The sequence below is a fragment of the Bacillus sp. FJAT-45350 genome, from assembly GCF_002335805.1.
Classification (GTDB): domain Bacteria; phylum Bacillota; class Bacilli; order Bacillales; family NISU01; genus FJAT-45350.
In genome coordinates this window covers 1,339,844-1,361,628 of record NZ_NISU01000001.1, presented here as the reverse complement: position 1 = coordinate 1,361,628, position 21,785 = coordinate 1,339,844, and the positions used below count along the sequence as shown (strand labels likewise).

At 34.3% G+C, this 21,785-nt stretch carries 25 protein-coding genes and 1 pseudogene; 8 read left to right on the top strand and 18 right to left on the bottom strand.

Annotated features, from left to right (window positions below; translation table 11 throughout):
• Window positions 1-276 precede the first annotated feature (276 nt).
• The 3 genes from CD003_RS06895 to CD003_RS21805 all read right to left on the bottom strand — a co-directional run bounded on the left by CD003_RS06895 (window position 277) and on the right by CD003_RS21805 (window position 3,112).
• Window positions 277-1,530, bottom strand: coding sequence for an ABC transporter permease (locus CD003_RS06895; protein ID WP_096200425.1), 1,254 nt, complete (start codon window positions 1,528-1,530; stop codon window positions 277-279).
• The gene (locus CD003_RS06890) at window positions 1,523-2,422 is read right to left on the bottom strand and encodes an ABC transporter ATP-binding protein (RefSeq protein ID WP_096200424.1); all 900 of its coding nucleotides are present in this window, start codon (window positions 2,420-2,422) and stop codon (window positions 1,523-1,525) included. The genes CD003_RS06895 and CD003_RS06890 overlap by 8 nt, the downstream gene beginning before the upstream one ends.
• 177 nt (window positions 2,423-2,599) lie before the next feature.
• Window positions 2,600-3,112 (bottom strand): CueP family metal-binding protein, encoded by a 513-nt coding sequence (locus CD003_RS21805; RefSeq protein WP_257008240.1) that lies wholly within the window; start codon window positions 3,110-3,112, stop codon window positions 2,600-2,602.
• Between the two features lie 258 nt (window positions 3,113-3,370).
• Here CD003_RS21805 and CD003_RS06875 point away from each other — a divergent pair, with 258 nt between their 5' ends.
• On the top strand, window positions 3,371-3,709 hold the full coding sequence (locus tag CD003_RS06875; protein WP_096200421.1) for a nuclear transport factor 2 family protein: 339 nt from the start codon (window positions 3,371-3,373) through the stop codon (window positions 3,707-3,709).
• Between the two features lie 209 nt (window positions 3,710-3,918).
• Window positions 3,919-4,398, top strand: coding sequence for a hypothetical protein (locus tag CD003_RS06870; RefSeq protein WP_257008237.1), 480 nt, complete (start codon window positions 3,919-3,921; stop codon window positions 4,396-4,398).
• An 81-nt stretch (window positions 4,399-4,479) separates the two neighbouring features.
• Here the strand turns inward: CD003_RS06870 and CD003_RS06865 are convergent, their stop codons facing one another.
• Window positions 4,480-5,643, bottom strand: coding sequence for a sulfite reductase subunit alpha (locus tag CD003_RS06865; protein WP_096200420.1), 1,164 nt, complete (start codon window positions 5,641-5,643; stop codon window positions 4,480-4,482).
• Window positions 5,644-6,017: 374 nt separating this feature from the next.
• Here CD003_RS06865 and CD003_RS06860 point away from each other — a divergent pair, with 374 nt between their 5' ends.
• Entirely contained in the window at window positions 6,018-6,320 is a 303-nt protein-coding gene (locus CD003_RS06860; protein WP_096200419.1) for a hypothetical protein, read from the top strand.
• Window positions 6,321-6,388: 68 nt separating this feature from the next.
• On the opposite strand, the gene bshB2 is transcribed toward CD003_RS06860, so the two are convergent.
• The 3 genes from bshB2 to guaC form a co-directional block, all read right to left on the bottom strand.
• Window positions 6,389-7,051 (bottom strand): bacillithiol biosynthesis deacetylase BshB2, encoded by a 663-nt coding sequence (bshB2, locus tag CD003_RS06855; protein WP_096200418.1) that lies wholly within the window; start codon window positions 7,049-7,051, stop codon window positions 6,389-6,391.
• A gap of 32 nt (window positions 7,052-7,083) precedes the next feature.
• Window positions 7,084-7,428: a YojF family protein gene (locus CD003_RS06850; protein ID WP_096200417.1), complete on the bottom strand. Its 345-nt coding sequence runs from the start codon at window positions 7,426-7,428 to the stop codon at window positions 7,084-7,086.
• Window positions 7,429-7,727: 299 nt separating this feature from the next.
• Window positions 7,728-8,711, bottom strand: a complete 984-nt coding sequence (gene guaC / locus CD003_RS06845; protein ID WP_096200416.1) for a GMP reductase — start codon at window positions 8,709-8,711, stop codon at window positions 7,728-7,730.
• A gap of 238 nt (window positions 8,712-8,949) precedes the next feature.
• Between guaC and CD003_RS06840 the strand changes: the two genes are divergently transcribed.
• Entirely contained in the window at window positions 8,950-9,954 is a 1,005-nt protein-coding gene (locus CD003_RS06840) for a DUF3231 family protein (RefSeq protein WP_257008236.1), read from the top strand.
• A 63-nt stretch (window positions 9,955-10,017) separates the two neighbouring features.
• On the opposite strand, the gene CD003_RS06835 is transcribed toward CD003_RS06840, so the two are convergent.
• The 6 genes from CD003_RS06835 to CD003_RS06810 all read right to left on the bottom strand — a co-directional run bounded on the left by CD003_RS06835 (window position 10,018) and on the right by CD003_RS06810 (window position 15,725).
• Window positions 10,018-10,560, bottom strand: a complete 543-nt coding sequence (locus CD003_RS06835) for a cell wall hydrolase (protein ID WP_096200415.1) — start codon at window positions 10,558-10,560, stop codon at window positions 10,018-10,020.
• A gap of 279 nt (window positions 10,561-10,839) precedes the next feature.
• A complete protein-coding gene (locus CD003_RS06830) occupies window positions 10,840-11,328 on the bottom strand; it encodes a hypothetical protein (RefSeq protein ID WP_096200414.1) in 489 nt (162 codons plus the stop codon).
• A gap of 363 nt (window positions 11,329-11,691) precedes the next feature.
• A complete protein-coding gene (locus CD003_RS06825; RefSeq protein WP_096200413.1) occupies window positions 11,692-12,285 on the bottom strand; it encodes a DUF5667 domain-containing protein in 594 nt (197 codons plus the stop codon).
• A gap of 231 nt (window positions 12,286-12,516) precedes the next feature.
• Window positions 12,517-13,686, bottom strand: a complete 1,170-nt coding sequence (locus CD003_RS06820; protein WP_096200412.1) for an MFS transporter — start codon at window positions 13,684-13,686, stop codon at window positions 12,517-12,519.
• 72 nt (window positions 13,687-13,758) lie between these two features.
• On the bottom strand, window positions 13,759-13,980 hold the full coding sequence (locus tag CD003_RS06815; protein WP_096200411.1) for a MoaD/ThiS family protein: 222 nt from the start codon (window positions 13,978-13,980) through the stop codon (window positions 13,759-13,761).
• Window positions 13,981-14,015: 35 nt separating this feature from the next.
• Entirely contained in the window at window positions 14,016-15,725 is a 1,710-nt protein-coding gene (locus CD003_RS06810; RefSeq protein ID WP_096200410.1) for an aldehyde ferredoxin oxidoreductase C-terminal domain-containing protein, read from the bottom strand.
• Between the two features lie 208 nt (window positions 15,726-15,933).
• Between CD003_RS06810 and CD003_RS21800 the strand changes: the two genes are divergently transcribed.
• Entirely contained in the window at window positions 15,934-16,104 is a 171-nt protein-coding gene (locus CD003_RS21800) for a hypothetical protein (RefSeq protein ID WP_179295467.1), read from the top strand.
• A gap of 118 nt (window positions 16,105-16,222) precedes the next feature.
• Here the strand turns inward: CD003_RS21800 and CD003_RS06805 are convergent, their stop codons facing one another.
• Window positions 16,223-16,903, bottom strand: coding sequence for an SOS response-associated peptidase (locus CD003_RS06805; RefSeq protein ID WP_096200409.1), 681 nt, complete (start codon window positions 16,901-16,903; stop codon window positions 16,223-16,225).
• A gap of 305 nt (window positions 16,904-17,208) precedes the next feature.
• On the opposite strand from CD003_RS06805, the gene CD003_RS06800 reads away from it, so the two are divergent.
• Window positions 17,209-19,080, top strand: coding sequence for a FapA family protein (locus CD003_RS06800; RefSeq protein WP_096200408.1), 1,872 nt, complete (start codon window positions 17,209-17,211; stop codon window positions 19,078-19,080).
• A 75-nt stretch (window positions 19,081-19,155) separates the two neighbouring features.
• Here the strand turns inward: CD003_RS06800 and CD003_RS06795 are convergent.
• The 4 genes and pseudogenes from CD003_RS06795 to CD003_RS21790 all read right to left on the bottom strand — a co-directional run.
• A pseudogene (locus CD003_RS06795) lies at window positions 19,156-19,734 on the bottom strand (peptide-methionine (S)-S-oxide reductase MsrA); the annotation flags it as partial.
• 318 nt (window positions 19,735-20,052) lie between these two features.
• Complete coding sequence (locus CD003_RS21795) at window positions 20,053-20,391, bottom strand: hypothetical protein (protein WP_179295466.1); 339 nt, start codon at window positions 20,389-20,391, stop codon at window positions 20,053-20,055.
• Window positions 20,303-20,638 carry an S-layer homology domain-containing protein gene (locus CD003_RS06785; protein WP_179295465.1) on the bottom strand — a complete coding sequence of 112 codons (336 nt, stop codon included), beginning with the start codon at window positions 20,636-20,638 and terminating at the stop codon, window positions 20,303-20,305. Before CD003_RS06785 ends, CD003_RS21795 begins: the two co-directional genes overlap by 89 nt.
• 153 nt (window positions 20,639-20,791) lie before the next feature.
• Window positions 20,792-20,965, bottom strand: a complete 174-nt coding sequence (locus CD003_RS21790; protein ID WP_179295464.1) for a hypothetical protein — start codon at window positions 20,963-20,965, stop codon at window positions 20,792-20,794.
• Window positions 20,966-21,180: 215 nt separating this feature from the next.
• Between CD003_RS21790 and CD003_RS06780 the strand changes: the two genes are divergently transcribed.
• Complete coding sequence (locus CD003_RS06780; protein WP_096200404.1) at window positions 21,181-21,372, top strand: hypothetical protein; 192 nt, start codon at window positions 21,181-21,183, stop codon at window positions 21,370-21,372.
• Window positions 21,373-21,592: 220 nt separating this feature from the next.
• Window positions 21,593-21,697 (top strand): YjcZ family sporulation protein, encoded by a 105-nt coding sequence (locus CD003_RS06775; protein WP_096200402.1) that lies wholly within the window; start codon window positions 21,593-21,595, stop codon window positions 21,695-21,697.
• Window positions 21,698-21,785 lie beyond the last annotated feature (88 nt).

Sequence of the window (21,785 nt, the reverse complement as noted above, 5' to 3'; positions counted from 1 at the left end):
TACATCATCCTTATCAACGAGTGATTCGATTGTTTCTAAATGATATATTTCACTTATAATTTTGTAATTATTAATATAATCTTCATCAATATATATAGGTAGAGAGTTTTCGTTTCTGAGAAATTCTCTTTAATCTCATTGTTTGTGGTTATTGCAATTGTATACCTTCTATCTAGAAAACGAGCTCCCCTATCTTCTTTGAGTCTAATAGTAGAAAAATCTTCTATTATTTGATTCATGAGAAGTTCGTCATCAATCGTTACTCTTGTTACTGACTTACTTATTTTTAGTGAAATCTAAAGCTTTTTTAATATCTTTAAAGGAGCTAGATTTCCCGTACATGAGTACTCCACCTTTGTAGACTCTTGCACCAAAAATAGCGAGGATAAAAATAGTTACGATAAGAATAGCAATTCCTAAAATCGGCTCCCACACAGGTAGGTTTAACATGCCAACACGCATAAACATTAACATCGGTGTAAAGAAAGGAATATAAGACGTTATCGTAATAAATGTTGTATCAGGCTGACCTAATCCAAACATCGCAATCATGAACCCAGCAACTACGACTAATGTCATCGGTGTAATCATTTGCTGAACATCCTCAATCCTGCTCACTAATGAACCTAAAAATGCCGCTAATGTTGCATATAAAAAGTAACCTAATACGAAAAATACAACAGCATAAATAATTGTACTCATAGGGATATTGTTAAATCCAAAAAATTCGAAAAAACCACCTTCCATTGAAGCGAGATTTCGTTGAATAGAAAAATATCCTACCCCTAACATCAAGAACATTTGTGTCAAACTAAGTAAACCAACCCCTAGTATCTTAGCAAACATTTGCTTAATTGGAGACACGCTCGAGATTAGTATTTCCATGACACGAGATGATTTCTCCGTCGCCACTTCCATCGCAATCATATTAGCATACAAAATAACGGCGAAATAAATAACAAATAATAAGACGTAGACTAAGCCTCTAGCTTGATTTAATTCCTCAGCTGTTTTTGCATTCTCCTCAAGTGCTACCTGCTCAAATACAACAGGCTCATAAAGCTTCGTTAATTGCTCGTTACTCAGATTGATTTGTGAAGCAATCATCTCTGTTTTAATTTGCTGTAAACTATTACGTAACTCCATAGGTAAAAAGGAATCTGACATTGTCATCGATTTATACGTGGCAACAGGAAGGTTTTCTGAATCAGTAGAAAGAAGAAGTAATCCAGTATATTCCCCTTCTTCCACTTCCGTTTGTGCTTGTGCTTCATCACCATTGTAATTAATGAGTTCAATTTGAGTATTCGTCTCTTGTAAATTTGATTCAAGTGTTTCGAATAAAACTGTTGTTTCATCAATCACTGCAATCGTTTGTTTTCCATCATCCCTATTAAAAAAATCAATGATATTCGTCATATTCGTTAAACCAATAATAATTGCTAATGTGATTGCTGTAGAAATGATAAATTGTTTTGTTTTTAACTTGCTGAAGTACGTATGAAATAAAATAATCCAAAAATTATTCATAGGAAGCACCTACTTTTTCAATAAAAATATCATTCAAAGAAGGTTCTTCAAGTTCGAACTTTCTAATGAATCCTTTGCCTACAATATCCTTTAAAATGGTTTCTGCCACATGTTCTCCTTCTATCTGTAAATGAATCCCTTGAGTAGTTTGTTTAGTTTTTGTGACACCAGAGTAATTCTTTAGAACATCTAAAGGAAAGTCTGCGTGAATGATTAAGTTCTTCTTTCCAAATGACCGTTTAATTGCTTTTAAAGAACCCTGAACAACCGGCTTACCATGATGCATAATACATAAATGCTCGCACATTTCCTCTACATGCTCCATTCGATGACTTGAAAATACAATCGTCGTCCCTTTTTCTTTTAAATCTAGTACTGCTTCTTTTAGCATTTCTACATTCACTGGATCAAGACCACTGAAAGGCTCATCTAAAATCAATAGTTTTGGTTTATGTATAATAGCAGTGATAAATTGTATCTTTTGCTGATTCCCTTTTGAAAGCTCTTCTATTTTCTTTTCACCGTTTTCCGGTACTTTGAATCTGGTTAACCAATAATCCAATTCTGTTAGAATTTCTTTTTTTTGCATCCCTCTAAGTCTTGCTAAATAAACGATTTGGTCTTTTACTTTTAACTTAGGATAAAGTCCTCTTTCTTCTGGAAGGTAACCAATTATGTGACTAGTAGAATAATTAATCGGTTTATTGTCCCACGTGATTAATCCGCTGCTTTGGCTTAACAGTCCTAGAATCATTCTAAATGTCGTCGTTTTCCCCGCACCATTTGCTCCTAAAAAGCCGAACATTTCTTTTTCAGGAATAGAAAGGGACAAATCATCAACTGCCGTAAACTCTCCAAATTTTTTCGTTACTCGTTCTAGCTTTAATGCCACTATGAATCTCTCCTCTTATTCTATTCTGAAAACTACATTTCATATTTTATCAACCTATCATTTTAATATACGAATATACTTAAAATAAGTTTCACGTTATCTTTTACAAATTTGACTAAAATTTAAAAAGCGCTCCTGTTTTTTCCAGAAACGCTTAGTGATGAATCCTTGTTTTCTCTACATCAACTGCATCGTTGTAATACAAGTGGCGTCTCCTTCAAATGTAGAAATCTCTGACTCCACTGTTTTTTCGTCATATTCAATTCTAACAGTATAATTATTGTCTCTTGGTAGCCATAAATCAATAAAACCGTTCGCTAATGAAGTTACGGTTTCATCTAGTATTGCGTTGCCTTCCTTGTCTTCAATGTATAAAGCAAACTCTTCATTTGTTAATTCGCCTTGACAACCTGTCAAGTTATGGATAAGTCAAGGATGGGTATTGTTCAGGTACGGCGCGATAGAAACAAAAAACTCATCTTCAGGAAGGTCATAAGTTAACTGACTTTCATCACTATTAGTGACAATAAGTTCATGGGAAGTGATTGAAGCAATTTGTCCTTCCATATTAGTGACACTATAATCATTCACCAATTCCTTAATATCTTTTGCACTATCTTCGTTTCCTCCACAAGCTGTCAATAACAATATGGAAATGAGTGCAACAAGAGTAAAGATTGTACTTTTCACTTTGTATTCACCCCTCTGTCTATTTGAACTACAGATTATCATATATTCATTCTACTTAATTTTAACTGAAAACACTAGAATTCACACTGGTAATTTAAGTTTACCCTAATAGGATAATAGATAGGTAGTAAAATTAGTTTTGAAATTAATATGCAATTAGAAGTTGAGATGTTATTCTAGCTTGACCATCCTACCCTCTTAGTACAAACTATTCGTAATGTATAATCTACATGTAAAAGACATTTTGGAGGTTATTTGATGAGTGATATATCAGCTCCAGCACAAAAGCAATTAGAAGCCTATAATAACAGAGATTTAGAAACATTTTTGGAATGCTATTCAGAAGATTGCTTCGTTGAAGACGGTGCAGGTAATGTGCTAATGGAGAATAAAGAAGCAATGCGTAAGCGGTATGAATTACTTTTTCACGAAAGTCCCAATCTCCATTGTCAACTAGTTTCAAGAATTATCCTTGAAAATTATGTACTCGATGAGGAAAGAGTTACTGGGTCTCGTGGCTTAACAGAAGAAAAACATGTTGTCGCTGTTTACAAAGTTGAATATGGTTTAATTACTCATGTACGTTTTTTAAATTGAAACAAACTAACTTAGAGGCTGGGACAAAAGGTCATAATGACATTGTCCCAGCCTGTTTTTATATCCATTTTCAAATCACTTTCCTTATTATCTCTATATTTATAATATCCCTTCATTAGTATCTTTTTTAAAATCAGTCTATTAGTAATACATAACTTTCTTTTAAAGGGGGAAAATTTTACTATGATAGTTAAAAGGGGGATTTTGTGGTGAAGAATACTAATAAATATATTCTTTTAATGACTATTTTACCATGGCTTACTTTTCCACTGATCGGTTCAAAGTCATTAAAGAAATTTCTTCCTGGAGCATTATTCATGTGCCTATATGTATTTAATGAAGGTCGATTAGGAGAGAAGAAAAAATGGTGGTGGTTTCATTTCAATGTAAAACCTAATGTACTAGGAGAAATCCCTCTAATCATAGGGCCATTTTTTGTTGGTTCTCTTTGGATTTTAAAATATACTTTTGGAAAGTTTAAATTATATCTTTTAGTTAATTTATTAATCGATTCCGTTTTTACCTTTTTTATTATGGACTGGCTTAAGAAAATTGGTTACGCTTCACTTGTTAGATTAACTAAAGTTCAATTATCGGTTGTGTTTCTTATAAAATCAGTATTAATGTATGGATTTCAGGCTCTTTATGATAATACCTTTAGAAAGGAACACAAAAAAAGTGAATTATAAGTATAAGGTAAATTCAAAACACGATGTATAGTTAAAAAAGATAGGAAAGCAGTTGCTACTCACCTATCTTTTTTATTTTTCTTAATATACGTCACGTTGGTAACGTTTTTGTTTTTGCATATCACTTAGGTACTCTTCTGCTGCCTCGGGACTCATCGCACCTTCTTTTTCAATAATCTCAAGAAGTGCACTATGAACGTCTTTCGCCATATATTGCTTATCACCACAAACGTAGAAGTAAGCACCATTTTCTAACCATTCAAATAATTCTTTACTATGTTCAAGCATTTTATGTTGAACATATACTTTTTGGTCAGAATCACGTGAGAATGCAGCATCTAATTTTGTTAGAACACCATCTTTTTGATATTGTTCTAGCTCATCTTGATAAAGGAAATCAGTTGCTGCATGTTGGTCACCAAAGAATAACCACGATCTACCTTCTCCTTTATTTACAGCACGTTCTTGAATAAATGAACGGAACGGTGCTATTCCAGTTCCTGGTCCAAGCATAATAATATCGGTATCACGTGAATCGGGAAGATTAAAGTGTTTATTTTGTTGGATAAATACAGGCAGTGTATCACCTTCAGGTAGACGCTCCGCACACTGTACAGAACATACGCCATTTCTTTCACGACCATGCGTAGTGTATCTAACTGCACCGATAGTCAGATGAACTTCTTCTGGATTAGCTGCGATACTACTTGCAATTGAATATAGACGTGGAGGCATTTTTCTTAAAAGAGCTACAATTTGCTCAGCTGTTGCATTCCACGGTCCGAAATCGCGTAAGAAATCAAGTAAGTCACGTCCATCAATATATTCTTTTAACTTAACTACATTTTCAACAGCAACAAGCTCTTTAAGTTTCTCGCTTTCTGTTAATTCCACAGCATTTTGTAATACTTTCTTTGTTAGAAGTGTAATTTCAAAATGTGTTGTTAAAGCTTCTTTAAGTGGTAGCGTGTCACCCTGCTTATTAATTGTTACTGGTTGCGCTTCATCCCAGTTCATTTCATTAATAAGAGTTGCTACTAGTTCAGGGTCATTTTCAGGAAGGATTCCAAGGCAGTCACCTGGTACATAAGACAGGTCAGACCCTTTTAATGATAATTCAATATGCCTAGTCTCTTTACTTGAGCCTTCTCCATTTAAATTTATATTTTCAAGAACCTCTGCATGAAACGGATTTGTTCTTGAATACGCAGTTGCAACTGTTTTGTTTTGCTCTGTGCTATTCATATTTTTCACCTCACCAAGAATTTGTCAATTATACACTAATTATATCCACAATAAATTCTATCATTTTTATTACATTTTTGGATAGCCAAAATTAAAAAATTTAAAAAACCTTGGTAGAAAATCTCACAACGTTCACGAAAACGTCTTGTATAATATTCTAACAAATTGGACAATAAAAAATGTGTATTCATTTTTTCAGTAAGAACTGTCTGCTTTTATTATTACACACTTTTGAAAATCCATCATATTTTACACTAATCGAATGAAAATATTGAATTAGTTGCGTCAGTAATTTCTATGCTTATAATTAATGTATGATGTTGTTTTACTTAAAGTTCAAGTATAAAAGAGAGATTAATGAAGGGGAAAAGATTATGATAAGAAAAGCTGATGTTTTAGATAGATTAAATCCGTTGATTGGCAAAGAGTTAACTAGTAAAAACCTCCATGAAGCATTGTTTTGCGAGGAAAAACATAAAAAAGTTTTACGGCGGTTTAATTTTGGTACTCATACATATCTTCAATACAATACAGTAACTACCGAAAATGATTCCGTACCTACATTTGTCGATATAACAATATCAGGAAATCCAAACACTTTTAGAATGGGATTAATCGAGAAAGAAGGTAAACTGTTAATCGATACAGAACCGAAAATAGATTATTCTTATTTGTAAAAATACCATCAAATAAACAAAACCGACTCGTACGCTAGTGTCGGTTTTGTTTTATCTCGACAAAAATATTAATCAAATGAATAAGTCCAAAATCGTTCTGTATTAATCCATGCAAGAATTTGCGGGTCCTTATTTTTTAGTTTTTCTGGTAGTCCGCTAATAAATCCACTTGTTTGTGTTTTATGTGCTTTGTAACATGCAATTTTTTTATCTTGCACAGCGGATACATCTACAATAACATCTGGTTTGCCCAGTTTTTCTTCACAATCATGTGAGAATGCTACACAATGTAGCTTAGGACGTGTTGCTTCTGGCATCTGTTGCATGGCATGGACAACCGCACGACCTGTCGCATCATGGTCAGGATGTACACTATATCCAGGATAAAAGGTAATCACTAGTGATGGGTTTAGTTCATCAATAAATGCGCGAAAGCGATTCGCTAATTCATCTAAATCTTCAAATTCTAATGTTTTATCTCGTAAGCCTAGCAACCGTACATCGGTAACATCAATAGCTTTAACAGCATTCATAAGTTCTTTTTTTCGAATTAAGGGTAGGGATTCGCGTGTAGCAATTGGTGGATTGCCCATGTTACGTCCCATTTCACCAAGTGTACAACAAACATATGTAACTTCCGCCCCTTTTTCTCTATGTAAGGCAATTGTCCCAGAAACACTAAAAGCTTCATCATCTGGATGAGGATAAATGATTAAAATACGGTTCTCCATGTATACACACTCCTTTGCTACATTCTTAATCTTTAAAATGGTTGCGTACTAATTTGACAGGCGACAGCGAGCTTCCCATCAGCATCATGCCCTGCTAATAATAGTCTATTCTCTGAATCGACTTCCCAATGAGTCAAGCCTTCAGCGTATACCCAGCCGATCTTCATCTTCATCCCAACACGATATGGTCCATTGCCGGTAATTTTAGCATGTTCATAACGAATAACACCGTTACGAATATAAGCACCAACTGTCATTACAGATTTGTTTTGGTGTGAAGCATACGCTCCATTTGTAGTTTCTAAATGTAAGTATAGATCTTGTTCATTGAACTCATTTAGTTTGTTTTGTACTTCGGAAGGGCTAATTAATTTCAACGCAAATCCCCCTTAAGCTTAATGTTTAGCATTTATTTTATCTTACTAAAAAATCCTATTAGCTCTCAACATAATTACCTTGCAAGTATCTACTATACCTTATCATAAATAACTCATTTATAGATAATGTAAGAATACAGATAAAAAAACATATATCCCTTCCAGCGTGGAAAAAGATATATGTTTTTAATTATATGACTTTAGAGATTATATAAGTATTATCTTATTATTGTTATTGAAAAAGAAACCTAGAAGTGACCATTGCTATTGTTTCCTAAATAAAATTCATAAATGAACCTCTAATATACTGCATCACCATTAAATATCGAATTCTTAACGACTACATAATCGACAGTCCTTATGGCCTCTAGCTTATTCCCTCCTGCATAAGAGATTGAAGATTGAAGGTCTTGTTCCATTTCTATCAAAGTATCTTGTAACATTCCTTTATGTTCTACATACATTTTCTTACCTTCAACATTCTTTTTTTCACCCTTTTGAAATTCCGATGCTGAGCCAAAGTATTCTTTGCAGAGCTTTCCATCTTTTTCAATAGTTTCACCTGGAGATTCTTCATGTCCAGCAAAAAGTGATCCAATCATTACCATAGTAGCACCAAATCTAATAGATTTAGCGATATCACCATTTGTACGAATACCCCCATCAGCTATAATAGGTTTACTAGCAGCCTTTGCACACCACCTAATCGCGGCTAATTGCCAACCACCTGTACCAAATCCAGTTTTAATTTTAGTGATACAAACCTTACCTGGGCCTATACCTACTTTTGTAGCATCTGCTCCCGCATGTTCTAATTCTCTTACAGCTTGTGGAGTTCCTACGTTACCAGCTATCACAAAACTTTTAGGTAAGTACTTCTTAATATATTGAATCATTTCAATCACCGAGTTAGAGTGTCCATGCGCAATATCGATTGTGATGAATTCAGGGGAAAGATCTTTTTCTGATAATTGTTGTATGAATTCATATTCATCCTCTTTAACTCCGACACTAATTGATGCGTATAAACCTCTTGATTTCATATCTTTTATAAATGAAATCCTTTTATCCGGTTCAAAACGATGCATAATATAGAAGTAACCATTTTCCGCTAAGAAAATGGCGATTTTTTCATCTATTATTGTTTGCATATTTGCGGGTACAACTGGTAATTTAAACGAATGTCCACCTAATGTTACAGATGTATCACATTCAGTACGGCTATTTACTATAGACTTTGCTGGAATTAATTGAATATCTTCGTAATCAAATACATTATCCACTGTGGTCACCTCTAACAACTATTTAAATTTAAAACGATCGTGCGTTTTTTAATTTACATTGCTCTTTTGAGTATGCCAAACTTTACTACCACTTATGTAAGTATAAAAGGTGTATTTTTCAGTCTATTTTCATAATTTATGTTTCAAACAGATATCTTTTATAAAACATACACGATAATTCATAAGTTTTACTACTTAGGTTACATTAAATCTATAGCTTAAATAAGGGGTGTGGATATTGGAAGCTAACATTAAGCTTTCTACGTCAGAAATTGGAAATCTTTGGACTGCATATATGAATGACAGTATGGCGATATGTGTACTACATCATTTTTTGCAGCATATTAAAGATCTAGAAATTAAAGAAAATGTTCAGGTTGCCTTACAAATATCAGAGCAACATGTGCGAGATATTGAAGTTATATTTAATAAAGAACATATTGCAATTCCACATGGATTTAATTTACAAGATGATGTTAATTTAAAAGCTCCAAAACTATTTTCAGATACTTTCTGCTTGTATTATGTACATAATATGGCTAAAATTGGCGGAAACTCTTTTACACTTGCTCTTGCAAACTCAGCACGTGATGATATCAGACATTTTTTCACTAAGTGTGGAGAAAAAACGATGAAGTTATTTAATACATGTGCAAATACTATGCTGAGTAAGGGCCTATTTTTAAGACCACCACAAATAGAAGCTCCAACTAAAGTAGATTATGTAAAAAAACAGAACTTCCTAACGGGTTGGTTAGGTGAACGTCGACCATTAACGAGCATTGAGATCATGAACTTATTTTTTAATATCGAACGAAACCAGCTTGGGAAATCTCTAATTACAGCTTTTAGTCAAGTGGCTGAAAAGGAAGAAGTTGTGAAATACTTATTAAGGGGCGTGGAAATTTCATCAAAGCATATTGAAATATTTGGTTCCATTCTAAGTGAAGGCGAACTTCCGTCACCAATGACTTGGGACACGTTACCTACTTCATCAACTGCACGTACGTTTTCTGATAAGTTGATCATGTTTCATATTTCTGCACTCACAGCCGCATCTGTTAGTCATTATGGAACAAGCTTAGGTACTAGTCCGCGACGTGATATAGGGCTACACTACAACCGACTCATGCATGAGGTAATGTTTTACGCAGAGGATGGTGCCAATATATTAATCGATCACGGTTGGATGGAACAACCTCCACAATCAGTTAGTAGAAGAGGGTTAGCACATCGTGAATAAGGAAGAAGCTGTTCAAAGGGAGGTGAAAAATAACTCGTACCTCCCTTGCCGTCAGCTTTTCTACTATAACTTAAATACATGTTCTCCGATCCTAGTTGTCGTTTGTCTAGTTTCTAACCAACTTTTCTTTATTATCGTATCGTTGTAAAAAAAGATTGCCCCGTTTGCCTCATTCGTTCCTGATAAAGCTTCCTCAACTGCTTGCTTTGCATTTTCTGTAGGTTCATTATTGATTGAACCATTTGTTACTGGGCTAAATTGATCCTTTTCATAGACCACTTCTTCTAGTTCATCAGGAAATTGTTCACTTTCCATTCTATTCAACACGACTTCTGCTACAGCTACCTGTCCTTCTAACGGTTCACTCTTCGCTTCTGCAGTTACAAGACGTTCCAACATATCTATTTCCTCATCCGTCAGAAGAACTCTCTCTTCTAGCTCATCTATAGTTTCTAAATTCTCTACTAATTCTTCTAAACGTTCATTTTTGGTATCAATTGTACACTCTATAATTTCATTTTCATATTTCGGTATAAGTAATGTATCATCAACTTCCGGTAATCCTATTCCGGTCATTAGTAACAATGAAGTAATTATAGTTAACATTAGCTAATAACCCCCTTGATTTTTTGTTTTCGTGCTTTGAATATGCTATCACTTATCGCATGAAGTAGTTATAGGCAATAAAAAAAGAAGCCGCATCAGCTTCTTAACTCGAAAAATATTCTCTATCTACCCTAACAAAAATTTTATCGTCTTTAAACAAGTAATGTCTTCCATGGGTATAGTAGAAACAAATGGGTACGCCAAAGGGAACTAAAGCATGTTGGCTCTAGTTCCACTTGTACTAATTCTTCTTGATTGTTTGTTTTTAACTTGAGACACTTAATTACTCTTTCTTACGTCCTCATGTTCCTTTTTAGCGGCTTCCCTTGCTTGCTTAGCTTCCTCACGTTGCTGTTCCGCAGCCTTTTTAGCTGCTTCCCTTGCTTGCTTAGCTTCCTCACGTTGCTGTTCTGCAACCTTTTTAGCTTCTTCTCTAGCTTGTTTAGCTTCCTCACGTTGCTGTTCGGCAACCTTTTTAGCTTCTTCTCTAGTTTGTTTAGCTTCCTCACGTTGTTGTTCGGCAACCTTTTTAGCTTCTTCTCTAGCTTGTTTTTCTTCTTCTCGTTGCAGTACTGCAGCTTTGTTAGCAGCTTCTATTACTTGTTTTTCTTCTTCAAGTTGTTTCACTTCATTGTCGTTATTTCTTTCTTGTACTTGTACGCTATGTGTAACAACTATCGTATTATCTTCAACTTCTTGCTCAACGAGTTGTTCTTTTTCTTTTTCTTCAGTTAAGTCATCGTTATTTTTATCAGCTTCTACTTCCACGTATTCTTCCTCTTGTAACTCATCAGTTACCACTTTTTCTTCGTTAATTTCTTCTTCTTGGAGCTTGGCTAATCTTTTATCGATTTTCTTTTCAAGCTTTTCTTGTGCCTTTAAAATATTTTTTTGTAAAGATTCTTTTGCTTTAGGATTTTTTACCTTTTCTAGAGCTGCTTGTAATGCTCGGATATTAGAAGAAAATTTAGCTTCTAGTTCAGCACGAATCGAATCTATTTGTTCCTCTTCTTCTATAACTTCCTCTTCGCTAGCATCTTCTTCTGTTACTACATCTTCATTAACTTCTTCCTCAGTAACTTCGTCTACGTTAGCATCTTCCTCAGTAACTTCCTCTTCATTAACTTCTTCCTAAGTAACTTCATCTACGTTAGCATCTTCTTCTGTAACTTCCTCTTCGTTAACTTCTTCCTCAGTAACTTCTTCTTTGCCAGCTTCTTCTTCTGTTACTACATCTTCAATGTTTTCATATTTTGCTAGTGCTAACTCTTGTTGTTCAATAGCTCTTTGAAGCACTATATTAGCTAACTCCTCTTCACCGTTTTCAAGTAAAGCTGCAGCTTCTTTGATACGTTCTTGAGTAAAGGTAATCATTATTTCAATTTCTTTTACATCGTCAAACGTCAAGGCAAGCTTAACATTTTCCAGTACTGTTTTAGTAAAGTACAATAGGTCACCTGGGAGAAGTTTAGGAGTTTCTTGTAAACCGTCATCACCGTTCGAATTCTCGTCACCTGACCCAATTAACTCTTCTAATTCTACATTAATAGATTCATAGTCTACAGAACCATCTGTTGTTGCCTCAATATGTAAGTCCGCTTCCAGTTCATGATTATTTGCATAAGCTTGTCCAGCTACAGAAGTAAATGCTAAAGACGTTGTAATTACACTTGTAGCTAATACATTTCGAACATTTTTACTGAATAGCATTTTGTTATTTGACATGATGAAAAATCCCTCCAATTTTGTTTTACAGTAATCTTTACGTGATGAAATATTATTTTTAGGGGGATAAAGTAAATTGATTTATTATACTAAGTATTTAAACTTTTGTAATCTTATGAAGGAACAGAAAATGGTTTGTCCCAAAAGGTTGATTTTTATCCTTAGGACAAACCATTTATAAAATTAAATCCGTTACATTTACTACAAAATATAGTTTTCTTAATTATACTATCAGCCAGTTGAAGGTAACTGTTGACTTGACCTTTTTGTGTACACTCTAAATAGAAGAAATGCGATTATTGACAGGAAGATTCCTGAAATATAAGGTAAGCCAATCGTAATTGAATACAAAACCCCACCAACTATAGGTCCGATGATTCTCCCTAGCGAGTCAAATGAAGCTAAATATCCGGTAGCAGTCCCGTAGCCAGTTTTTGCTTTTTTCGTTAATAAAGAAGAAACACTTGGCCTGATTACACCATTACCGACACCAAATATAGCTAGAAAAATGGCAGCCGTAGTGAAGTCTTGGATAAATAGGATAAGGCCGAAACCAGTAGCAGATATGAGAATACCCGCTTTAATGATTGTAGTTTCTCCAAATTTTTTCGTCAGTTTCCCCATCGACCCTTGGACAATTGCACTTGCTAACCCCATTATCATAAAGATATAACCTAATGTCACGGAATCAAGCCCTGCCCTTACTGCTGCATAATAAGCAAAAGTAGCTTCTAACCCTGATAACGAAAGTGAGATAAATAATTGAAGAAAATATAGCATAGATAGTGGTTCACGAACAGCTTTTCTTAACGATTTTTTCTCTCTTGAAATGACCTTATCACTCGATGGTTGTAAGGACTCTTTCAGAACAAAAAAGACTAAGATTAACGTAAATAATGATACAAAACCGGATATATAAAAAGGAGTTTGTAGGTTAATATTTGTAAACACGCCACCAATTGCTGGTCCAAAAATAAAACCTAGTCCAGTTGCTGCTCCAATAATTCCCATGCCCTTACCACGTTCTTCTTCACTAGTAATATCCGCAACATAAGCCATTACAGTTGGCATATTCGCAGCTGATAATACGCCTCCAATGATTCTAGCAGCAAATAGCATCCATATGCTTGTAGAAAATGCTAGTATGAAAAAGGATAGTGACAGCCCGAAAATACCGATCATGATTACTGGCTTACGACCAATACGATCAGAAAGACGCCCCCACATCGGTGCAAAGATAAATTGCATTAAGGAGTAGGTCGCCATGAGTAAACCGAGTACGGTAGGCGATGCCCCAAGTTCTTCAGCATAGAATGGAAGTACTGGAATAATAATTCCAAACCCCATCATAACTAAGAACATTATTAGAAAAAGAATAGGTAATGCTTTATTTAACTTCAATATAATTCCACCTTTTGTCGACTGAAAAACTTCTCATTTTAAAAATAACTTTCCTCACCTTCTAATCAATTATTACCCTCCAGAAATCGGGATAAACAGTTTTACCTCGTCTTCATTTTGTAACTGCAGTTGTTTATCAGTTACGATATATCGATTGACTACCACTAATACATCGTCATCCCATATTGCCCCTAATTGAGTTACGAACTCTTCTATCGTCGTACGTTCTTCAATTTCATATTCAGAATGACTTATTTCTAAGTAGGGAATAAAAGATGTCACTTTAATAATCATTTTCTAAGACTCCAAAAATTTTCATATACTCGATTTTACAAATCATCTCTTTCAACTCCAATTGAATGGAGTTCCTCTTCTGGAACGTCAAAAACAGTTTTACTTGCCTCATTTTCGTCTTCATAAAAGTAGTCTGCAATTTTATCGTTTGCTTTTGTAAATCCAGCTTCACGGTTAAATTGATGCTCTACTTTTAACGTTTCTTTGGCACCAGCTACTATATCTTCACCTGTAAAATCTATTCCTGTATAAGCTGTCACTAGTTCCGCCAACAAGTCCCAGCGATTTTTAACTGCACCAGCACTAAATAAACACATACCTAGATTATCAAACACCGTATTTACAGTTTGGGCTCCCTTCGATACTTTAACTTGTCCCTCTGGTGAATGATGGTCAATTTGAGCTCGAACTGTTTGACCAGCGGTGTGATCTGCCCCTTGTGGTGATGTTGCATACGTCACTCCTAATCCTTTAACAGCTCTTGGATCGTATGCGGGCATCGTTTGTCCTTTTGCTGTAGGTACCTTAGGCTCCCCATAGATTTTCCCAATCAAATCTGCACCACTACCAACAATCCTACCTAATGGGCTTCCTGTTCTAATTTCGTTTAAAGCCTCTTTGGCAGCCTTTATATCACCGAAAGGAATTACGTTCTGTGCCATTAATACACCTAAAGCTCCACCTGCTTCAATTGTATCAATGCCAAGTTCATTGCAAAGAGTGTTTAATTCAGCAATTTCATCTAAATTTGTTATATCAAGGTTCGAACCTAGCAACCCAATATTTTCATATTCAATTGGACCTGTCATACGATTACCATCCGCATCAGAATACACGTTAGAACATCGAATTATACAACCCGGCATACATGCATGTGTAGGTGTTCCATCACCACCACGATCAAGTATCGTTTGTCTTAGCGTTTCACCGGTAATGTTTTTATACCCTTCGATTGATCCAGTTGAAAAGTTTCTAGTAGGTAATGCTCCGATAGCATTTGTCGTTTCTACTAAAGCCGCTGTTCCTAGTTCTGGAAAAATTTTCGATGTTGCTGGTGTTTCCATTAACGACGTGTGATATTGTTTTAACGCAGGTTTAAAACTCTCCCTATCGTTTGGTCGATTTTTTTCAATACCTGTTGGATCTAAGACGATCGCTTTGATCCCCTTCGAACCAGCAACGGAACCTAAACCACCTCTGCCATTATACCGCGTAGGGTGTCCGTCTTTATCTTGTCCTGCAATTCCGGCTAAGTTCATTTTTTGCTCTCCAGCGACACCAATTAACCATACCGCAACATGTTTCCCATAAGTGTCTCTTAACCAAGTAGCTGATTCACTCAAACCTTTTCCTAAAATAGGGTCTGCATTATCAAAGGTAATACCGTCTTTTGTAATACGAATAATTTTAAAATCATCTCGAATATTTTCAAAAACCAATGCTTTTATGCCTAGTTTCCCTAATGTTAGACCTGTAATTCCCCCAGCGTTACTTTCCTTTATACCACCCGTTAATGGACTTTTTGCTCCGATCGAATAACGATCCGCACTCGATGCTCCAGACCCCGTCAATAAACCAGTAGCAAAAATAAGTTTATTCTTTCCCCCAAGTGGATGACATGTTGGTAATACCTCATCTAGAATAATTCTTGACGTTAATCCCCTACCGCCTAACCTTTCATAGCGTTTTGAATCCTCTTCTTTTACAGTTAAATGTTTCATATCTATTTTTATTATTTTGTTCATCGTTTCTCACCCTCCAAAGTATTTACTATAATAAATTATTAATGGTATTACTTGATAATATTACTAGATACTACTATTAATTTTAACACTTTAAAATTTTCTGTAAATACATCTGACATCCAATGCTATTACTTAACTTCTAAAAAAAATTATCTATTGTTAATAAAGTAGATTACACTTTCAACATACGTTTTCAAGGAGTGTTTTTATGAAGCCACTATTAAAAATAGTTCTAGCACCTATTGTTGCTATAATAGTTGCCCAAGGTTTAATGTATTTTTTCCCCGAATTAAGCATCTGGATAATACTAATTATTGGGCTTATTATAATGTCAGTCGTAAATAAATTTCAGGCTTTTTTTGACAAAGCAAACGAATAAACATATAAGCGATAATTTTGAAATTAAACGCCACTGATAAAGACTAATTGAGTAAATAAAGAAAAACGGTACTCTATCAAAATTCTAATAGGGTACCGTGAAATTATCATAGTAGGCACTATTGTTGTTCTACAACCCTTTCCATTAGCACTTCCGAATCATTCTTAGGTGAGTTAACAAGTGTAGAGACCTTATAAGCTTCCATTTTACTTGCATCATAGGGCGTTAAAACATCTTGCAAAATATTCGTATCCTCAATACTTCTATTCAACCATATTTGCTCTTGTTCTCTAGTTAAAATAGCTGGCATTCGGTCATGTATTTCTTCCATTAAATCATTCGGCTTGGTTGTAATGATTGTACATGAGTGAATATCTTGTCCTTCAGGCGATGTCCATTTCTCCCAAAGGCCTGCCATCGCAAAGATTTTTTTATCTTTTAAAGTAATTCTCATTGGCTGTTTCTTGTCTTCAGTACGCTTCCATTCATAAAAACCATCAGCCATTACTAGGCAACGTCGCTTTTTAAAAGCATTTTTGAAGCTAGGCTTCTCGTGTAATGTTTCCGATCTTGCATTAATCAATTTATAGCCAATCTTTTCATCCTTTGACCAGAATGGAATTAGTCCCCATCGTAAGTATCCAGCTCTTCTATTTTCACCGTCACTAATAATTGATAGCGCTCCTTGACTAGGAGCAATATTATAGCGCATCTCATATTGGTCAGTGAAATCATTTATTATTTGATATTCTGCCATAATTAAGTTAGGATCGACTGTTAATGTATAACGCCCGCACATATTTGACATCCTTTCTAAAAAATTTATTGAGTAAATTTTTTTCAAGTCCTATAGTTTTATATATAAACTATTAAAATATATCTAATTTTAATGTATTATTAACTTTTATGGTAACAATTATGGTGATTTTAAACAATTCTGTGACTTATTTCACATCAAAACCAAAATTACTTTAGTAAAATATAGTTAGAATCGATTAATAATATAGAAAAATATTAGTGCTAGCGAATTAAAAGTACAACTCTACACTCTACTATAGATTATAATAATTCTTATAAAATTACAGCAAAGGATGTGATGAGACTATGAAAAATGATGCGAAATTATTTGAATTAATAGACGACCTTAACTTAAATCAAGAAATTCATAAACCATCTTCTGATAATGAAACTCAACATACTAGTAGAGAATCAGTCCTAAATAAAAATGATGGATTTATTGAAGTGCGTGATCAACAACTTTTTGTGATTGACCCTAATGAAGGTGGAAAAAATCCAATATTAGTACCTAATACAGATCTGCAAATTCTAGTAAATGAACAACTACTAAAAAAAGAACGTATCGTATTTTCTAAAGATAAAATTGAAATTCATAGAAAATCTTCTTCCTTACCTTTTACGATAAAAATTAGTGATGATAAATTGTCTATTCTATTACAAGTGTCCTCAGAACTGTTTAAAACATACGAACTAGCTACAAAAGCTCGTTCTCATCGTATGATGCTAGAGCTTGAAGCCGTTTCGAGCCCGTGTGATGTAGAAGAAGTCAGTTCAAAAATTACTGAAGAAGTATTAAAAAAAGGTGTTTCAGTTGAGATTTACACAACGAAAATTATTCAAGAGTTGTTAAATCCAACGTTCAAGCCTATTAAAGTAGCGGAAGGCTTACCACCTATTCCAGCAGTCGACTCTGTAATAGAAAAATACTTTTCCAAAGACTTAAAAGAAGTAATTGAAGAGGTAGATGGAAAAGCCGATTATAAAAATCGGTTGAAAATTCCTACTGTAGAGGCAGGACAAGTTATTGCAAGGCTCTTCCCACCAAAAGAAGGTAAAGATGGAATTAATGTTTATGGAGAAGTACTCCAACCAAAGCCACCAAAGAAAATCGAAGTAAGACCAAAACCGAGGGTTCGTCTTACTGAAGATGGTCAAGTGATTGCACTTCAACAAGGTCGCCCTTCTATTACTGGTCACTCGGTCAAACATATTGATATTCTTGAAACATATGAAGTAAATAGCGATGTAGATATGAAGACAGGAAATATTTACTTTAGTGGAGATGTGTTAATTCGAGGTCATGTAAAAGACAATATGAAAGTTGAAAGCTCTGGAAGTATATATGTGTATGGAAACGTCTATCATGCCAAGCTTGCGGCTACTCAAGATATTCATATAATGGGAACCGTCATCAATAGTAAAGTAATAGCTGGCCAACTTAGTATGTATTATAGTCAAGTATACAAAACTTCCCAAGATCTTTTAATTTCTTTTGAAAAATTAATCTTGGCAGTGAAGCAACTAGAAAAATCAATGACCGAAAAGAACCTTGAATTCAACTTCAACCATGTAATCCAGACGCTATTTGAAATGAAATTTGACCATATCATTAAAGAAGTCAATCAATTATATCAAATATTCAGTGAAATGCCTGAAAACCAAATACAGCATTCTGTAAAAACTAGAATACTCTTAAATGGCCTATCTAAATTTAAAGACTTTCATTCAATTCGAATGATTCAGTCAATAGCTGCACTTAATAGTATTCTCCTTTCAATTAAGGAGTTAATTATAGAGATGGAATCTATGGTAAATGAAGAAAGTAGTATTCAAATAAAGTCTGCTACATCGTCAACGATAAAGACAAATGGTGAGATCATTATAAAGAAAGATGGGGTCATTCAATCTCAACTGTTTGCAGGTAAAAATATTATCTTCTCTCATAAGGATGCAGTCATTCGTGGAGGTAAGATTGAAGCATTACAATCAATAAAAGCCAGCACAGTAGGAACGGAATTAGGTGAGCCACCTGAACTTTATGCAGGTGAAATGATTGAGATTGATACACTCTATCAAAGTAAAATAAAGCTACCTTACTACAATGAATTTTTTGAAGGAAGTTATAAAAATTTAAAATTCATATACGACCCGAAGACTGAAAAAGTGAAAAGAATGTAATCACTAATATGTACAAAGAAAGAAGCTCAAAGTAAGCTTCTTTCTTTGTTAATGAACTTTGAATTAACATCTCAGTTACCACTTAATATTACCTAAATGGTGTAATAAATCTGTCTTTTCTTCCGCATTAAGACCCCAATTCTCTATCTCTTCCTTTATAGTGTTCATAGTGCCGAATCCCTTAACGAAACCATTTAAACGGGCAGAGATTGTGGAATTTATGAATGCATCATGGTCATAAAACAGATGTTGAATTTCGGATGTTGCTTTTACATACCTTTTCAAATAATACTTTTGATGATAGTCTTCAGCCACATAGAAATTCGCATAAGCTTGGAATTCCGTTTGTATTTCTCCATTTTGTAGACGTTCCCATTCCGCTTTTAGTCTTTTAGCTGTTTCTCTTTGACTTTCATCATGATACAGAAGAATAGATATATACTGACGTCCCTTATAATTGCGCTCCTTAACAGCATTATGATTCTCCCAAAACTGACGTAAAATCTCATCATACGTAATTAGGTTAGGGTCAAAATCAATTTGTAGCGTTTCCGAGTGATCTCCTATCTGGCGGTAAGTTGGAGCAATTGTTGTGCCACCAGCATAACCAACCCTTGTCCTCACAACACCTGGTAGATGCCCGAACCGAGCATCAGGACCCCAAAATCAGCCCATACCGAATGTTGCAGTTTGGATAGTATTTGCTTGTATATTATAGTTCATGACGGTCTCCTTTCTTTTACTTTGCGGTTATTGTACGTTATATCTTACCCATTGAACAATCTTTAGATTATATTGCTACCACTACTATGAATGAAAAATATGTACTTTGATACAAAAAGGTTACTCATCCAAAAAAGAATGAATTAGCCCCTATGGTGTCATTTTCAAAATTAATACTACTACCTTCCCAATGATTACCTTCGATTTGTTAATTGATATCTACTCTATTTCTACAAAATCATCATTTATTTATTGGATTGCTGACCATAAAAGGTACTCTATACTTGATACATTACTCTTGTTATGAGAATTAAAAATTAAGTTTTGATCTTCTGTTCCATAGCCAATATAGTAAACTCCATTATCTGTTTTTCCTTCAACTTGTGGGTTACCTAATCTAGATATAATGTCATTAAAATCGTATTTATTTGCATTTGCACCTTCTAATTCAATTGAAAAAGTTAGGTGTTTTAATGAAGCTATCTCAAATGCAAAGTTACTATATGTTAATGTTCCTAGGATGTTGAGAATACGGATACTGATTTTCTCGCATAAACCTTTCAACATTTTCATAAAAACTTCCCTCACCGTGAATTTTATCCCCTTCACCATAAAAGCGAGCTAAAAACGTAGCAAATTCAGCAACAATGACAGACTGATTTGGCCTAAATGTACCGTCTGGGTAACCTAACACATGCCCAGCCATTGCCGCTTCATCAATAGTAGATTTTGCCCAATGGTAAGTTGGGACATCAGAAAATTCAATTGAACTCTTAGCAAACGTCCCATAAACACCAGTAAACATTAACAAGGTAATTACAAACAAACTTAACAACATTTTTCTTCATTACATTCTCCTCTCAAGTTTATAAAGTCCACACTAATAACAGGGATAATATGGCAATCAACACAATCTATGTCTATCTTTTTTAAAAATGAACTTATAAATTGAGAATTCTAGAAAATGTACAACCTTACCAATCGCAAATTAAAAAAACACTTCAAATTCAATGGAAACATTTATAATATTTTTTATGTTCTTTTTTTTAATTTCTATAACCGTTCTCTTTTCGTTCAACGGGAGGAACTCCCCCCAATCTTCGTAATGTATTAATGCACTCGTGCTTATATTTAATTTCTTCGCAATCTCAATTCCCTTCAAATTAGAACCTCCTTTAAAAAGTACTTTAAAGTATATGTCGACTTTAGCTTTAAAACCATCTCTTTAATGGTTTTTGGAATTAACTACCTATCACTTGCTTTATATAGATTATTTAACCAAGTTTACTTTTGCAGTCTCTCTGTCCAATCTTTTCTAAGGTTCCATCATAAACTTAAAGTAAATTAGATAATAAAAAATAGATAAGGAGACATTATATGGAACAATTAGCTTGGGCTTATCAAGGACAGATGGTAGAAATTAGAGATGCTTATGGTGGAATTCATACTGGTATTATCGAAGGTGTTAATCAACAAAGAGGATTATTTCTTCGCACATCACCGTTTAGAAGATTATTTATTCCCTTCTTCTTAATCACATCTCTACTTCTTTTACGACGTTTTTTCTAAAAAGAGCTGAAACAGCTCTTTTTTCTTTCTCTACACTTAAATTCGTATATGCTGTCGTTTATGACCTAATTATTTAGGGCAAAATTCGTACCGTTAATTAAACTTACTTCCTTCCACAGAATACATAAAAATGTATTTAATCTTAAGGAGTTCGTCCAATCCCTTCTTACAACTAAAACATAAAGTATATTAATCCTGTAAATATTGGAGGTGAAACTTCATGAGTGTTTACGGTCACAGAAAAGATAATAATTTTGCGTTAATTGTTGTGCTGTTCATTTTATTGATTATTGTCGGCACAGCTTTCGTTAGACCACATTACTAGAACCTATTTTTATTCGAGCACTGCATCATTAGTGCTCGTTTTTATTATTTTTCGGTTCCTACCCTGTATGATTCACCTTTTGTAAACT

Bases quoted from the DNA above. Each gene is read 5' to 3' on its own strand.
- CD003_RS06895 (WP_096200425.1), bottom strand. From the start codon at position 1,530: ATGAATAATTTTTGGATTATTTTATTTCATACGTACTTCAGCAAGTTA.
- CD003_RS06875 (WP_096200421.1), top strand. From the start codon at position 3,371: ATGAGTGATATATCAGCTCCAGCACAAAAGCAATTAGAAGCCTATAAT.
- CD003_RS06865 (WP_096200420.1), bottom strand. From the start codon at position 5,643: ATGAATAGCACAGAGCAAAACAAAACAGTTGCAACTGCGTATTCAAGA.
- CD003_RS06860 (WP_096200419.1), top strand. From the start codon at position 6,018: ATGATAAGAAAAGCTGATGTTTTAGATAGATTAAATCCGTTGATTGGC.
- bshB2 (WP_096200418.1), bottom strand. From the start codon at position 7,051: ATGGAGAACCGTATTTTAATCATTTATCCTCATCCAGATGATGAAGCT.
- CD003_RS06835 (WP_096200415.1), bottom strand. From the start codon at position 10,560: ATGTTAACTATAATTACTTCATTGTTACTAATGACCGGAATAGGATTA.
- CD003_RS06825 (WP_096200413.1), bottom strand. From the start codon at position 12,285: ATGTCAAATAACAAAATGCTATTCAGTAAAAATGTTCGAAATGTATTA.
- CD003_RS06815 (WP_096200411.1), bottom strand. From the start codon at position 13,980: ATGATTATTAAAGTGACATCTTTTATTCCCTACTTAGAAATAAGTCAT.
- CD003_RS06810 (WP_096200410.1), bottom strand. From the start codon at position 15,725: ATGAACAAAATAATAAAAATAGATATGAAACATTTAACTGTAAAAGAA.
- CD003_RS21800 (WP_179295467.1), top strand. From the start codon at position 15,934: ATGAAGCCACTATTAAAAATAGTTCTAGCACCTATTGTTGCTATAATA.
- CD003_RS06805 (WP_096200409.1), bottom strand. From the start codon at position 16,903: ATGTGCGGGCGTTATACATTAACAGTCGATCCTAACTTAATTATGGCA.
- CD003_RS06800 (WP_096200408.1), top strand. From the start codon at position 17,209: ATGAAAAATGATGCGAAATTATTTGAATTAATAGACGACCTTAACTTA.
- CD003_RS06780 (WP_096200404.1), top strand. From the start codon at position 21,181: ATGGAACAATTAGCTTGGGCTTATCAAGGACAGATGGTAGAAATTAGA.
- CD003_RS06775 (WP_096200402.1), top strand. From the start codon at position 21,593: ATGAGTGTTTACGGTCACAGAAAAGATAATAATTTTGCGTTAATTGTT.